This window comes from Flavobacterium hungaricum (genome assembly GCF_015182285.1).
Classification (GTDB): domain Bacteria; phylum Bacteroidota; class Bacteroidia; order Flavobacteriales; family Flavobacteriaceae; genus Flavobacterium; species Flavobacterium hungaricum.
Window position 1 is genome coordinate 988,544 of record NZ_PRDM01000002.1, and the last position, 13,914, is coordinate 1,002,457.

14 protein-coding genes are annotated in these 13,914 nt (G+C 33.9%); 6 read left to right on the top strand and 8 right to left on the bottom strand.

The window, feature by feature from the left end; all coding sequences use genetic code 11:
- Positions 1-21: 21 nt before the first annotated feature.
- The 5 genes from C4F50_RS12070 to C4F50_RS12090 all read right to left on the bottom strand — a co-directional run bounded on the left by C4F50_RS12070 (position 22) and on the right by C4F50_RS12090 (position 4,178).
- The gene (locus C4F50_RS12070; RefSeq protein WP_194138908.1) at positions 22-486 is read right to left on the bottom strand and encodes an Mpo1 family 2-hydroxy fatty acid dioxygenase; all 465 of its coding nucleotides are present in this window, start codon (positions 484-486) and stop codon (positions 22-24) included.
- A 114-nt stretch (positions 487-600) separates the two neighbouring features.
- A complete protein-coding gene (locus C4F50_RS12075; RefSeq protein WP_194138909.1) occupies positions 601-1,845 on the bottom strand; it encodes a TMEM143 family protein in 1,245 nt (414 codons plus the stop codon).
- Between the two features lie 696 nt (positions 1,846-2,541).
- Positions 2,542-3,003, bottom strand: a complete 462-nt coding sequence (locus tag C4F50_RS12080) for a hypothetical protein (RefSeq protein ID WP_194138910.1) — start codon at positions 3,001-3,003, stop codon at positions 2,542-2,544.
- A complete protein-coding gene (locus tag C4F50_RS12085; RefSeq protein WP_194138911.1) occupies positions 3,004-3,468 on the bottom strand; it encodes a hypothetical protein in 465 nt (154 codons plus the stop codon).
- 143 nt (positions 3,469-3,611) lie between these two features.
- Complete coding sequence (locus tag C4F50_RS12090; RefSeq protein ID WP_194138912.1) at positions 3,612-4,178, bottom strand: hypothetical protein; 567 nt, start codon at positions 4,176-4,178, stop codon at positions 3,612-3,614.
- 304 nt (positions 4,179-4,482) lie between these two features.
- Between C4F50_RS12090 and C4F50_RS12095 the strand changes: the two genes are divergently transcribed.
- Both C4F50_RS12095 and C4F50_RS12100 read left to right on the top strand, forming a co-directional pair.
- Entirely contained in the window at positions 4,483-4,899 is a 417-nt protein-coding gene (locus tag C4F50_RS12095) for a DoxX family protein (protein ID WP_194138913.1), read from the top strand.
- A 733-nt stretch (positions 4,900-5,632) separates the two neighbouring features.
- Positions 5,633-5,917, top strand: coding sequence for a hypothetical protein (locus tag C4F50_RS12100; RefSeq protein WP_194138914.1), 285 nt, complete (start codon positions 5,633-5,635; stop codon positions 5,915-5,917).
- Between the two features lie 133 nt (positions 5,918-6,050).
- Here C4F50_RS12100 and C4F50_RS12105 read toward each other — a convergent pair whose 3' ends face one another.
- On the bottom strand, positions 6,051-6,764 hold the full coding sequence (locus tag C4F50_RS12105; RefSeq protein WP_194138915.1) for a LytR/AlgR family response regulator transcription factor: 714 nt from the start codon (positions 6,762-6,764) through the stop codon (positions 6,051-6,053).
- Positions 6,737-7,735: a sensor histidine kinase gene (locus C4F50_RS12110; protein WP_194138916.1), complete on the bottom strand. Its 999-nt coding sequence runs from the start codon at positions 7,733-7,735 to the stop codon at positions 6,737-6,739. Before C4F50_RS12110 ends, C4F50_RS12105 begins: the two co-directional genes overlap by 28 nt.
- A gap of 311 nt (positions 7,736-8,046) precedes the next feature.
- On the opposite strand from C4F50_RS12110, the gene C4F50_RS12115 reads away from it, so the two are divergent.
- The 4 genes from C4F50_RS12115 to C4F50_RS12130 all read left to right on the top strand — a co-directional run bounded on the left by C4F50_RS12115 (position 8,047) and on the right by C4F50_RS12130 (position 12,085).
- Positions 8,047-8,256 carry a hypothetical protein gene (locus tag C4F50_RS12115; RefSeq protein ID WP_228012007.1) on the top strand — a complete coding sequence of 70 codons (210 nt, stop codon included), beginning with the start codon at positions 8,047-8,049 and terminating at the stop codon, positions 8,254-8,256.
- 122 nt (positions 8,257-8,378) lie between these two features.
- Positions 8,379-9,908 carry a SulP family inorganic anion transporter gene (locus tag C4F50_RS12120; protein ID WP_194138917.1) on the top strand — a complete coding sequence of 510 codons (1,530 nt, stop codon included), beginning with the start codon at positions 8,379-8,381 and terminating at the stop codon, positions 9,906-9,908.
- Positions 9,909-10,245: 337 nt separating this feature from the next.
- Positions 10,246-11,154, top strand: a complete 909-nt coding sequence (locus tag C4F50_RS12125) for a helix-turn-helix domain-containing protein (protein ID WP_194138918.1) — start codon at positions 10,246-10,248, stop codon at positions 11,152-11,154.
- Between the two features lie 91 nt (positions 11,155-11,245).
- Complete coding sequence (locus C4F50_RS12130) at positions 11,246-12,085, top strand: oxidoreductase (protein WP_194138919.1); 840 nt, start codon at positions 11,246-11,248, stop codon at positions 12,083-12,085.
- A 322-nt stretch (positions 12,086-12,407) separates the two neighbouring features.
- Here the strand turns inward: C4F50_RS12130 and C4F50_RS12135 are convergent, their stop codons facing one another.
- Entirely contained in the window at positions 12,408-13,607 is a 1,200-nt protein-coding gene (locus tag C4F50_RS12135) for an alkaline phosphatase family protein (protein ID WP_194138920.1), read from the bottom strand.
- Positions 13,608-13,914: the final 307 nt, after the last annotated feature.

Below are 13,914 nucleotides of genomic sequence, written 5' to 3' on the forward strand. Positions count from 1 at the left end.
AAAGCCTAAATATAAGAATCTTTACTTTTTAGAAAACAAATTATCGGCAACCCAAGCCGGACCGATTAATAAAAACTGAAGATCTTTTAAGAAAGAAGGTTTTTTGCCTTCGATATTATGACCATAAAATTGTCCGATCCACGCAATCACAAAGACGCCGATAGAGAAAATCCATAAAGGCACAAACTGACCGATATAATAATTAACGACCAGACAAATTACAGAAAAAAGGGCGATTTTAACTGCCATTGCAATCGATAAACGGATGTAAAAAACAAGAACAAAAAGTAAAACCACAAATGCCCAGTTTTCGATTATCGGAGCATTTAGTTTTAAAGAATTAGAGATAAACTCACTCGGAATACTCATCAGCAATCCTACAATCGAAAAGAAAATAGCAGGAACGCAAATGTAATGGATCGCTTTGTTTTTCGGGTTTTGGTGGCTTACAGCATATTCTGCAAACCATTGGTCTAATGTTCTCATTGCTTGTGGTTTTAAGGTTAGTTGAGGTAAATCTAGCAAAATTTCTTTTAGCTTGATACGAAAGGGATCAATAAACCAAAAATACGAGCAATATATTTATACAAATAATTACATTTAATGAGCAACGTTATATTGAAAAACATTATCCCACAATTCATCGATTTTAATAAGCGATTGTTCTAAAGAAATAACAGTCCATTTTCCGTTGTTTTCAATTCCGAGACCAATACTTTTCAGTTTTGCCAAGGCATCATTGACATCAAAATCCAGCTCGGTATTTAATTTATTTTCGAACCAAGATTCAATTTGATGGTCTAATTCTTCAGCCGTCAATGGTTTTTCGCTTTCATGTAAAAAAGAATAGGCTAGAATGGTTTCTTTTAAAACTTCTTCTTCAGAAGAATTCAATAAAGAATAAAAAGCACCGCTGTTGTTTCCGAGATTCTTAAAATACAAACTGTCTGAGAGCATTTTAGAATAACGTATTTTTTTGTTTACAAAATTATTATATTGTCTAAAGCAGTACGCAGATAGAATTCCCAACGCAATTAAACCTTGATTTAAAGATGTTTTACTGTTTAATAAATCAATCGCTTCACGGGTTTCATACGCATCGTACATATTAATCAAAGCCGGAATTACCTTGGCGCTCAATAACGAAATACCTCCAAAAAGCCCTGGAACCCAAAGTAATAATTTGTCTTTTGTAGACATTCTCGGAATGGCGTTTGGAAAAACCGTTTCGATATCATTTTTCGGAACCCGTTTAAAGATTTTCAATCCAATAGATCCGGGTTCAAAAGGCATTTTTCCGAGTTTGACCTTTTTTTCCTGTAGAAAATCAGAATCGCTGTAATTGAGGTAAATCAAGACACGATCGTAATATTCGATTTCGATTTCCTTTTTCCAAAACCAGAATTTGGTTATTTTTTCTTTTGATTTATGATGCCCGCGAACGTATATTTCGTAATCCTTAAAAGCATTAAAATCGATAGAAAGATTCAACCCGATCAAATCAGAATTCTCAAATGCAGCGTCTAAAGTTTCTTGATCGATACGAATGTAATTGCCGCGCTCTAAAACCTGAAGTAAGGTTTCTTTGAAAACGCTGAAATTACTTTTTCCGATAAAATTTTCACGTTCTTTTGGGCTTAAATCGGGATCAAATAAGGCGTAGTTTTGTTTTAAATTCCGATTAAGATTAAAAGCTTCGTAGTGATAATAATGTTCAACAATATCGAATAACTTCTTAAAATCATCAATCTTTTTTTGGTCTTCGCCAAAAGCTTTTAGCTGCTCCTCGAGTAAGAACTCCTTATTGAACGGAATATAATTTTCTCGTGTTGTTTTTGTTTTCAAGAATTTAGAGATGTGGCGTTTATAAAGCACAAAAATAACAAGATCTTTGAGATTTTTACCGCAAAGAGTGCTAAGAATTTCGCAAAGTCCGCAAAGTTTTGATTTCTTGTTTTTTGTTTAAAAAGTTCGCAAAACTTTGCTTGCTCTGAGGATTTTGTTAATAAGGAAAAATTTGTTTTTTATTGGCTTATTATTTTAAACGCAAAGTGCGTTAAGAATTACGCAGAGTTTGCAAAGTTTTGGGGGCTTGTAGTTTTCCTAAAAAGTTTACAAAGCTTTGCGAACTATGCGATAAAACTTTTGTTCTCTCCGTTGAAATTTTAGGCTGCAAAAAAATAAGGTCTTAATCGTTGGCGTCGATTAAAACCTCACTAAATTGTTCCAAAAAAAAATGACAGCATTTATAATTTACCTCAGCAGGAAATTATCGCCTTAAATAAAAATTATTTGATGCAATTTTACGGCTAATTTTATTTTTGACACCCCGTATTTATACGTGTTTTTTACTAAAAAGCTTGATTTTTCTACTGCTGAAGCAACAATAAACACAATGATTTTTCTTTTTATAAAATTAATCTTGCAAAGAAATGAAGACTTAAAAAGCTTAAGAAGCAATGCGGCCATCTTTAATTTATACATTAGTGATTTTAGTTTAGGGTTTGGGGTAAATTTATTGAATTATGTACTGGCAATCATTTAAGAATCAAATTCAGATAAAAAAAATGCTTCTTCAAAATAGTTCTTAAAATTATCAGAGAGTTTTTGATCTTTAAATTTGACGATCGTACAAGAACTATCAAATGCTATAATTTCGATTAAAGAATTTGCAGCTTGAAAATGGTCATTCATCCAAGCCAAATCGTTTCCATCTGCAAAAGGCAATTCATTTTGATCGATAATTATTTCTTTATCGAATTGAAAGCCAATTACTACACCCCAAATTAACTGCGTTTCAGAATCTAATAGTTCTTTAAATTCCTTATTTGATAAAATAAAATAATCTTCGTCATGGTTAATAGGAAGTTCTTTGTTGGAAATAAATTCTAAATCGCATAACAGCCAGTTATAAGATTCAATATTGGTTATAATCGGAAATAGAATTTCTTTTAAATCAGTATGACATCTTAGCTTCTCTGAATTCTTAATTACCCAATTCATCTAAGGAATACTTTGTTTTTTTAAATCAATTATTTTCTGAATATAAAGTACCAGACTTTTTTTATCTACAGAAAAAGCTGCTTTTTCATCTTCTGTACTTAGATATAAATTGGCAATATCCTGTACATTCATGTCATGAGAAAGATGCTGATGTTCTACAAATTGAATCAGATTGTCTACAAAAAGATCTCTTTGTCTGCCTTTTTCGATCGTTTCTCTGTCCCCTTCCTTTATTTTTTCAATTTCAGATTCTGGTAAATCAATAGTGAGATAAGCGCAGTCTACCGCTACTTTAGAAAGAAGTTCTTTATTTACTTTTCCAGCGCCATTACAGTAAGCGCAAGGGGCAGGAACCCATTTTAATTGTTTATTTAAGCGACGGATATCTTCTAAGTCAACAAGACCTTTTCCGAGGCATCGCGGACACTCTACATTTGATTTTTTGAAAAAATTAAAAATAGTCATGATTCTAAATAAGTTAACGATTTGAGGATGTGCGAAGTTAAATTATTTAGGTAAGAAAATTATTCCTATAGAATATTTTTTTTAAGGAAAAATTAACAAGATAAAATGTAGTAAGAATCAGGTCTTGTTTTTAAACCGAAAACTTACTTAATAGTAGAAATCCCATATACAATATGGCTCTTTTCAAAAATGGCTTTAATCATGTCGTATTTCTCTGTGCAATAATCGCCGAGACTCAATCGCTTATCGCTGGATCTGTATTTGTTACAGCCAAAACAGAGCTCTATATACGCGATAATATGATTTTCTGCATCAAGAAAGAAAATAGCGTTTCGCGGATTATAACAATAAACATCATAGTCTTCGATCGGTAGTTTTGTATAAGAAAAGTTAAAGATAATATCTGATAATTGATTGATTTGTTCTGAAGTTAAAACGGCTGTTTCGTCATACAATGCTTCATTAAAAAGATCTTTTCCCATTTTAAGAGACAATAAATGACGTATCAATTGTTGTCCTGGCATTTCATTCAAATCTCCTTTATCTCTAAACGAAATAATCTTAACCTGCGAAGCCTCAGCAAAAGGAAAATAACTTGCTCGTTCTTTTTCTGAAATACTATTTTTTCTGATGCATTTTGTGTTTGCAGCTTCATCTTGCGCAAATGTGTTTTGAGCCAATAAAAGAAACAGTAAAAGGATTTTTTTCATTTAATAAAATATATTTTGAGGTTTTAGATGTAATTAAAGAACTATATTTTGGCGCGGATTTTTACGGATCTTTTTTTGATTATAAAATCTGTGTAAATCTGTGTTTTTGCGAAAGCAAATCTGTTTTATCCGCGTTCTAATTTATAGAGTTTCAAACGAAAATACAATTTAAAAAATAGAAGATGGAGAGTTTGATTGCTGCATGGATATTTCGCAGCGATTTGCAGCTTACAATAGAATGAAGTTTAGTTTTTAATGTTTTAAATTTGATTGAAAATTTTTACACAAGCAAATTATTTTAAAGATGGAAAATATACAAACTACCAAAACGCAAAACTTTTTTAGAATTCTATTAGGACTTTTTATGATTATGGCGGCCTTTGGCCATTTTACTTTTCAGAGAGCCGATTTTCAGGCGCAGGTTCCTAATTGGGTGCCGTTGGATAAAGATTTGGTTGTCATTCTCTCCGGAATTGTCGAAATAACTTTAGGACTCAGTATGCTGTTTCTTACGCGCTATAAAGTTTATGTGGGCATTGCGCTTGCCGTATTTTATGTATTGATTTTCCCTGGTAACATTGCCCAATACCTCAACAAAACTCCTGCCTTTGGACTCGACACCGACCAAGCCCGATTGATACGTTTGTTTTTTCAACCTGTTTTGATTTTTCTCGCGTTGTGGTCTACTGGAGCGATTGAGTATTTAAGAAAGAAACTTTAGAACAAAGACAGTGCGGATTTTGCAATCCGTGCCCATAAAGAGAATCAAGTTTTCAACGTAATTAAATTTTCCATTCGGTGCGGGCACGGATTGCAAATCCGCGCTATCATATCGGATATAGAGTGGCGGTTAAAAAAAATATTTTTAGAAAAATGTCTTATTTACAAAGACAGCGCGGATTTGCAATCCGTGCCCGTAAAGAGAATCAAGTTTTAAACGTAATTAAATTTTCCATTTGGTGCGGGCACGGATTGCAAATCCGCGCTATAGTATCGGATATAAAGTGGCGGTTAAAAAAATATTTTTAGAAAAATGTCTTATTTACAAAGACAGCACGGATTTGCAATCCGTGCCCGTAAAGAGAATCAAGTTTTCAACGTAATTAAACTTTCCATTCGTTGCGGGTACGGATTGCAAATCCGCGCTATCATATCGGATATAGAGTGGCGTTTAAAAAAAATATTTTAGAAAAATGTCTTATTTTACAAAGACAGCGCGGATTTGCAATCCGTGCCCGCAAAGAGAATCAAGTTTTAAGCGTAATTAAACTTTCCACTCGGTGCGGGCACGGATTGCAAATCCGCGCTATCGTATCGGATATAGAGTGGCGGTTAAAAAAATATTGTAGGAAAATATACTTGTTTTTATTTTTTGTTGTGTATTAATTTTGTACGTTTGGAACTGACAAAATACCGAAGGATAAAAGAATATTTAATCTTTAATTTTTCAGGACATGAAAAGAGAAAATCAAAAAACATCACACCGCGATGTAATGCGGTCGGTAGCCATTTTCGTCTCAAACTTAAGCTTTGAAGGCGATTTTAAAAAACAGCCAGTTTATCTGCAAGAAATGTTCGAGTTGCTGCTCGATACAGAATTTGGAAACGATCTCGTTCTAAGGCAGAAAATGCTAAGTTGTCTCAAAACCAGCAGAGATTTGGTTAAAGTTTTATCTCAATTCACAGACAAGCAAATTCAAAAAGCCTGCGATAATGTGACAATGGTAAAAGCTATTTAGGTTTTTATTTATTGTAATAAAAATTAAAGCTCCATTTACGGAGCTTTTTTTATAAATACGGTTTTTTACTACAAAAAAAGCCCAACTTTAAAGTTGAGCTTTTCAATAATTATCTAATTGACAAATTTCCTAATTATCTAATGGCTAAGTTGTCTAACAAAATCTGATATTTCCTTCCCACAGGAATAACTTCATTATTTGACATCGTTAAAGATTTAAAAGTAACAGAGATGATTTCGCGGGTGTTTACGATATAAGAGCGATGAACCTGAATAAAATTAGTACAATCAATTTCGCTGCTAATGCTCGAGAGCGAACCGTAAATAATAGTCGGTGATTTGAGTTTACAGCTGTACAATTTCATGTAGTTGCCCAGACTTTCGATATATAGGATATCACTGAGTAATATGTCAATCGTTTGTCCGTTAGAGCGGTACGAAAGCACTTTTTCGCTGTTGTTGGTTTCTTTTTTAATGTTGTTGCCAGAATGGTAGGTTTTGGCTTTTTCGATGGCTTTAGAGAATTTTTCGAACGAAATAGGTTTCATCAAATAATCAATTGCATCGTTTTGGTAAGCCGAAAGCGCAAAATCAGAGTAGGCTGTTGTCACAATCGTAAGCGGACGATTGGGCTGCGATTCCATCAATTCTACGCCCGAGATTACAGGCATGTTAATATCAAGAAATATAATATCGTATTTGTTTTCGTTGAGCATTTTCAGCGCTTCAATACCGCTGTAAGCACTGCCGGAATGTTCCAGATCGTCAAATTTTGAGATGTGCGAAATCAGCGCTTTGTGCGCCGGCGATTCGTCATCGATTATGAGACAGCGGTAGGTAAGTGCCATATGCTTAATTTTACAGTAAAAATACCTTTTTCTTTTTTGCAGGTCAACTCATGACGAAGACGATAAACTTCTAAACGTCTTTTTAGGTTTTCAATTCCGATTCCCGTACTCGAAAGTCTTGAACCCGATTCGAGATAATTGTTTTTTAAAGTAAAAGTCAGGTTACGGCATTTTATTTTTAAATCGGCTTTAATAAAAGGTTCCGGCATTTCGGCAGAGAACTTAACGGAATTTTCTACTAACGGGAAAAAAAGCAGGGGCGGAATTTCCAGATTTTCAAAGTCAATTTCAAAATTTTGAGTGACTTCAAGTCTTTCGTTTCTAAACGTATAATATTCGATATATTTTTTTATAAAACTGATTTCTTCTGAAACAAAAACAAAATCTTTTTTGGTGGCTTCAATCTGATAACGTAAAAGATCGGAAAGATTCAGGATTCTGTCGGGAAGTTTGTCTGGCTCAGACAATGATTCTCCGTACAGATTATTCATAGCATTCAACAAAAAATGCGGATTGAGCTGTTGTTTCAAAAAAGAAAGTTCTGATTTGAAATTCATAATATCTTTATCGGTCTGTGAAATTTTTTTTGAGATGACCGTATGCACAAAAAAGAAGAAAATACCATTTATGATTAGTGATAAGATCTGCAGGGTTTTTAATTCTCCGAGTCCTACGAGAGGAAAAAACCAATTCATAAAAAAATAAAAAGTTGTCCAATACATCAAAAAGAGTAAAAAGAACAATTTGACTTTTTTTCGAAATAAAGTTTGTTTGATAATCAAAACATTAAAACTGGTAACCCAGACAATACACGGAAAATAACCAATGGCAACCATGCTGAGCAGATAAGTCCAATTGTGGCCGCCCAATTTTACTTCGTCATAAACGCATGCAATTATGATGACATAAACTAAGGTATTGATAAATAGATTTCTGAGAAAAAAGTTCTGATAAATTTTGAGAATTGTCATAATGGCAAAAATAAACCAATTATATAATCTACAGCGTTTTGCAGTCTAAAATTATGCGAATGGCGTTGGTATAAAACTTACGCCGTTGGTATAAAAAGACTATATAATTATGTTACTGCAATATATTTTTGTTTTAGAATTTAAAACTGTTGTTAAAAAGTTACAGTTTGTGTGTAACAAAATGCAGGGTATGTGCGTCTAATTGTTTTTTGCAGTCACAAAAGATGCTCATGGTTATTTTAAATTCCGAATTACAGTGCATTTAAAAAATGTTTATAATTTAAAATTTAGTCTAATAAATAAAAGTAATCATGGTTGAAGTTTTTAAAACAAATGTCCAAAAGGAAACTGATACAAATTATATTATTGCTGTTATCAAAAGACAGTTCCCGATGTACAAAGTAAATTTTGATTTAGAAGACTGCGACAAAATTCTGCGTGTTGAGGGTGTTGATCTGCAATGGAGAAACATTATCGATTATGTAAATTGTCTCGGGTATATTTGTGTAAAATTAGATTAAACAATTATGATAAATTTTATTATTACTTGTGTTCTATTGCTTTTGGAGCAGTTATAAAACAATAGTTTTTTAGTTTTTATTGAAGAAAGGTTTCTGCGCATTATTTTCTAATTTTACGCGGTATGAAAAAAACACTTCAATTATTTGACTTTACTCAGAAGGTCAATTACAAAAACGAAATTTTAGCAGGCTTAACTGTCGCGATGACGATGATTCCAGAATCATTGTCTTTTGCTATTTTGGCTGGTTTTCCACCTCTTGCAGGCTTGTATGCAGCTTTTATAGCGGGGTTGATAACAGCCATTTTTGGAGGCAGACCCGGAATGATTTCGGGCGGGGCAGGAGCAACGGTTATTGTTTTGATTGCCCTGATGAAATCACACGGAATTGAATATGTTTTTGCAGCCGTTGCCCTTGGCGGTATTGTTCAAATCTTTGTTGGACTTTTTAAACTCGGAAAATTTATTAGGTTAGTACCGCAGCCCGTTATGTATGGTTTTGTAAACGGTTTGGCTGTTGTGATTTTTATGTCGCAGCTCGAACAATTTAAAACAATGCTGAACGGACAGACTTCTTGGCTTCAAGGAACACCGCTTTATATTATGTTAGGTCTGGTGATTTTGACTGTTGCGATTGTGCTGCTGTTTCCTAAAATTACAAAAGCAGTTCCGGCTTCTCTAGTGGCTATTATGGTTGTTTTCGCTATCGTGTTGATTTTTAATATCCAAACTAAAACCGTAGAAGATATTGCTTCTGTACAAGGTGGTTTTCCTCCGTTTCATATTCCGAATATTCCGATTTCTCTGGAGACTTTAAAAGTTATATTTCCGTATTCGGTAATCGTTGCAGCTGTTGGTTTGACAGAAGGTTTGCTTACGCTGAATCTAGTCGATGAGATTACAGGAACCCGCGGTAATAGTAATCGGGAATGTATCGCTCAAGGCGGATCAAATATATTAAATGGGTTTTTCTTCGGAATGGGAGGCTGTCCGATGATTGCTCAGACGCTGGTTAATCTTGGCGCGGGTTCGCGAGCAAGACTCTCTGGAATTATTGCTTCTTTGACCATTCTATTAATTGTACTTTTTGGAGCGCCAATAATAGGAAAATTGCCAATGGCAGCTTTAGTTGGTGTGATGATGATGGTTGCGATTACTACTTTTGAATGGGCAAGTTTCAGGATTATTACCAAAATGCCAAGACATGATATTTTTGTCGGAGTTTTGGTGGCTCTGGTTACTATTGTATTGCATAATCTGGCTTTGGCGGTTTTAATTGGTGTAATTATATCGGCATTGGTTTTTGCTTGGGAAAGTGCCAAACGCATTCGTGCGCGTAACTTTATTGACGAAAATGGCGTTAAACATTACGAGATCTACGGTCCGTTATTTTTTGGCTCTGTAGCCGCTTTCGCTGAAAAATTTGATATTCAGAACGATCCTAATCATATCATTATTGACTTTAAAGAAAGCCGTGTTTCTGATATGTCTGCTATTGAAGCTTTGAATAACCTGACTAAAAAATACAATCAACTGCATAAAGTTGTCGAATTAGAGCATTTAAGCCCAGACTGCAGACAATTACTTAAAAATGCGGATGCAGTGATTAAAGTGAATGTGATTGAAGATCCTGATTATAAAGTAGTGTCTTAATTTGAGAATGTGCCAATTTGATAATTAGATAATTTTACAATTGGGAATTATCAAATTGCATCCTAATTTTCCGTAGAAAGGCACTGCACTGCATCTATATTAGATATTCACGTCACGTTTCAATTAATTTCTAAACGATAAACCCGACAGTTTTTTTAAAACCTATCGGGTTTGTTGCAAATTTGCAATTCTATAATTTAGTTTGTCATGCTGAGCGGAGTCGAAGCCCCGCGTACCAATTGGAGTGTTCTTCGGCTTCGTTCGGAGTGATATTCGTCGCATTATCTAATTATCAAATTTTCTAATTAAGAAAGATTGATTTTTGTAACTTTGCAAAATGAAACTGACAGAAACACTCGAAGATTTTTATACGATTAAAATTAAAGGGATGCCCGAGAATCTTAAAAAAGAAATCGGACATTTTAATGTTTTTAAATTGGATGAGTATATTGGAAGTACTTGCAGTCCATTACCTTATACTCGAAAAGACTTTTATAAAATAAGTTTGATCATTGGCAGGAACAAAGTGCATTATGCTGATAAAGTTGTTTCAATAGAAGATCAGGCTTTGTTCTTTGCCAATCCGCAAATCCCATATAGTTGGGAACATATCGATGAAAATCAAACCGGTTTTTTCTGCATTTTTACGGATGCGTTTTTTAGCCAGTTTGGTAATTTAAAAGAATATCCTTTATTCCAGCCGGGAGGAAATCCGGTTGTTCCCGTTTCGAAAGAATTGGCAGAATCTTTAAAAACGGTGTATTTAAAAATGCTGGAAGAAATCAATTCGGATTACGCCTTCAAATATGATGTGCTTCGAAATTTGGTTTTCGAAATTATTCATCAGGCTTTAAAAACACAAACGGTAACTGCTTCATTATACAGTAAATCGAATGCTACCATCCGAATTTCTTCTTTGTTTTTAGAATTGCTGGAACGCCAGTTTCCGATAGAATCTATTTCACAACAGATTAACTTTCGATCTCCTTCCGAATTCGCACAGCAGTTAAATGTGCACGTTAATCATTTGAATAAAGCTTTAAAAGAAACCACAGGAAAGACAACTTCGCAAATTATTTCTGAAAGAATTGTTCAGGAAGCCATGATTCTTTTAAAACAAACCAATTGGAATATTAACGAAATTGCCTGGTGTTTAGGGTTCGAAGAATTGTCTCATTTTATCAATTTCTTCAAGAAAAATGTTCAAGTTTCGCCTAAAAACTATCGTTTAGCTGAAATTGTTTGATTTTTGCAGCTTATGCTTTGATTCCTTCAATATTTAAGAACCACTTCGGCAATACCTTTGTCCTGTAATTATAACGTAAAAAATTAAAATCATGGGAAATAACAAAGTTTGGTTCATTACTGGAGCCTCAAAAGGATTAGGATTAGAATTGGCTAAAAAATTATTAGCAGAAGGATTTAAAGTGGCTGCAACTTCAAGAAGTGAAGCTTCTTTAATAAAAGAATTAGGAAACATATCAGAAAATTTTCTTCCTCTTGAAATGGATTTGGTAAATGAATCCAGCGTGAAAAACGCAATTGATAAAGCCATAAATCATTTTAAAACAATTGATGTTTTGGTAAACAATGCAGGTTATGGCTTACTAGGAGCTTTAGAAGAATTAACTGATGCAGAATCCAGAAAGAACTATGAAGTAAATGTATTTGGATTATTGAATGTAATCAGAAATACAATGCCGATTCTTCGTGCTAATCAATCAGGACATATTTTTAATATTTCTTCTGTTGGAGGTTATTATGGAGAATTTCCAGGATGGGGAATTTACTGTTCTACAAAATTTGCAGTTGCAGGTTTAACAGAATCTTTAGCGGCTGAAGTAAAATCATTCGGAGTTCATGCAACCATTGTTTATCCGGGTTATTTTAGAACCGATTTCTTAAAAGACAGCTCTTTATTACTGCCTCAAAATCCAATTGCAGATTATAAAGAAGTCAGAGCATCTGAAAGTGCCCATAAAGATAATATTAGCGAGAATCAGCCTGGAGACCCTGTAAAATTAGCTGAAGCTTTAATTAAAGTGAGTCAGGATGAGAATCCGCCTTTGCATTTGTTTTTAGGTGAAGATGCTTATAATATGGCCAATCAAAAAATTGCAAGTGTTCAAAATGAATTGGAGGGCTGGAAATCAGTTTCTGTTTCGACTAATTTTTAATTGGTGAATTTGTCAATTTGATAATTAGATAATGATTTTGCGCAATGAATATCTGTATAGACCTACAGCAGTGCGTCTAACTGTAGAGACGCACAGCAGTGCGTCTAACACAAATATTTAGATCAATTGCCTCCAGCTTTAGCTGGAGGGGAATAAATGCTATTTAAAAGGCTTTAGCCGAACTATAGAGTTCGGCTAAAGCCTTTTATGTTTGACTTCTATAACCTCCAGCTAAAGCTGGAGGCAATTGACATTTTTAATATTCTTATAGCAATTATCTAATTATCTAATTGACACATTATCTAATTGACACATTATTTAATTAACGAAGTATCGAATCGACATCACTCAATTTTCCATCAATTTCACCGATCTGCAATCCTAAAATGTGAGCGATTAAAGGATAAACCGAGACATTTTGAAACGTCTTTACGGTTTTATTTACTTTAAAAGCAGGGCCTTTTGCATAAAAAATGGCATGCATATCTTTTTCATTATTATCATACCCATGAGTGCCGCCTTTTATGTGTGTACTTTCTTTACTCACTAAGCTCCATCCTTTTTCCGCTTCAACAACAAAATCATGCACGCGCGGATTTGTTCCGTAATGTAATCTTTCAGGAACTTCATTAGATTTCCAAAACTTAATATGCGGTACTTTTTTCAAAGTATTTGCAATAGAGTCCTGATAAACTGGTTTTGCCTGCAAACTCATAATTGGGTTAACAACATCTTTGTAATTAAGCCATTCTGGTTTTAGATAATCTAGAACTGCAACCTTTTTATCATTGCTGATATCGGCCATTCCGTGATCTGAAACGATGATTAAATTGATTTGTTTTCCAATTGGCAATTGCTCTAATTTTCGGGAAATTTCGCCCATAATGGAATCCATTTTGATGACCATTTTTTTGTTTTCCGGTGAAAGCGGACCAAAATTATGCCCCGTATGATCAGGTTCGTCAAAATACAAAGTAACCAAATGCGGTCTTTGTTTTTCTGGAAGCTGCAGCCATTTTAATACTGTATCTATTCGGGCGCCGTACGGAATTTTATTATCGTATTTTTTAAAATAACTCGGATTTCGTTTGTCAATATCAGAACCCGGCCAAAAGAAAGAGGCCGTTTTTACGCCTTGTTGTTCTGCCAGATTCCAAATCGGATTTCCGCCATAAAAGCGAGAATCATTTTTTGCGTCGCTCGATAATGAAAAAGATTGATTTAGAGAGGCATCATAAAAAACATTATTAATGATTCCGTGATGATCTGGATAAAGCCCTGTAACTATAGAATAATGATTTGGAAAAGTTTTGGTTGGATACGAAGGTTTCATAGATTTAGCATGAACACCTTCTTTTTCAATCTGCTTTAAATTCGGAAGATCGAATTGTTTGCCATAATCCCAGCGAAATCCATCCATGGAGACTAAAACGACATAAGCATCTTTATTGGTTTGGGAATGTGAAAGAGCGGTAAGAAGTAAGAATGTGAAAAATAAAAGGGGAGTAGTGAATTTTCTCATTTTGCAATTTTAAATAGAGGAGCAAAGATAGATATAAGAGATTTTTTAAAGAAAAAGAGAATGTTAAATAAAAAAATAGCAGCTAATTCACGAATTGTTTATTCAAATCGTTGTATTTAAAAATAGTTATCATTAATTATACGAATGCTTTGTGTGAAAAAAATACGCCAAAGATTACAATGGTTCCTGCAGATTATGATTCATTTAATGTGTGTAATATATGGGGAATAAAAATATGCACAAAGATTATAGAAAAATAATTCGTGAATTCGTGGCTAAAAAAAAACGCCAGATAAGAATCTGGCGT

What these genes read in the sequence shown, in the direction of transcription:
- C4F50_RS12080 (WP_194138910.1), bottom strand. Translation starts at nt 3,003, where the DNA reads ATGAATTGGGTAATTAAGAATTCAGAGAAGCTAAGATGTCATACTGAT.
- C4F50_RS12115 (WP_228012007.1), top strand. Translation starts at nt 8,047, where the DNA reads ATGGTTGAAGTTTTTAAAACAAATGTCCAAAAGGAAACTGATACAAAT.
- C4F50_RS12070 (WP_194138908.1), bottom strand. Translation starts at nt 486, where the DNA reads ATGAGAACATTAGACCAATGGTTTGCAGAATATGCTGTAAGCCACCAA.
- C4F50_RS12095 (WP_194138913.1), top strand. Translation starts at nt 4,483, where the DNA reads ATGGAAAATATACAAACTACCAAAACGCAAAACTTTTTTAGAATTCTA.
- C4F50_RS12085 (WP_194138911.1), bottom strand. Translation starts at nt 3,468, where the DNA reads ATGACTATTTTTAATTTTTTCAAAAAATCAAATGTAGAGTGTCCGCGA.
- C4F50_RS12100 (WP_194138914.1), top strand. Translation starts at nt 5,633, where the DNA reads ATGAAAAGAGAAAATCAAAAAACATCACACCGCGATGTAATGCGGTCG.
- C4F50_RS12090 (WP_194138912.1), bottom strand. Translation starts at nt 4,178, where the DNA reads ATGAAAAAAATCCTTTTACTGTTTCTTTTATTGGCTCAAAACACATTT.
- C4F50_RS12120 (WP_194138917.1), top strand. Translation starts at nt 8,379, where the DNA reads ATGAAAAAAACACTTCAATTATTTGACTTTACTCAGAAGGTCAATTAC.
- C4F50_RS12130 (WP_194138919.1), top strand. Translation starts at nt 11,246, where the DNA reads ATGGGAAATAACAAAGTTTGGTTCATTACTGGAGCCTCAAAAGGATTA.
- C4F50_RS12125 (WP_194138918.1), top strand. Translation starts at nt 10,246, where the DNA reads ATGAAACTGACAGAAACACTCGAAGATTTTTATACGATTAAAATTAAA.
- C4F50_RS12105 (WP_194138915.1), bottom strand. Translation starts at nt 6,764, where the DNA reads ATGGCACTTACCTACCGCTGTCTCATAATCGATGACGAATCGCCGGCG.
- C4F50_RS12135 (WP_194138920.1), bottom strand. Translation starts at nt 13,607, where the DNA reads ATGAGAAAATTCACTACTCCCCTTTTATTTTTCACATTCTTACTTCTT.
- C4F50_RS12110 (WP_194138916.1), bottom strand. Translation starts at nt 7,735, where the DNA reads ATGACAATTCTCAAAATTTATCAGAACTTTTTTCTCAGAAATCTATTT.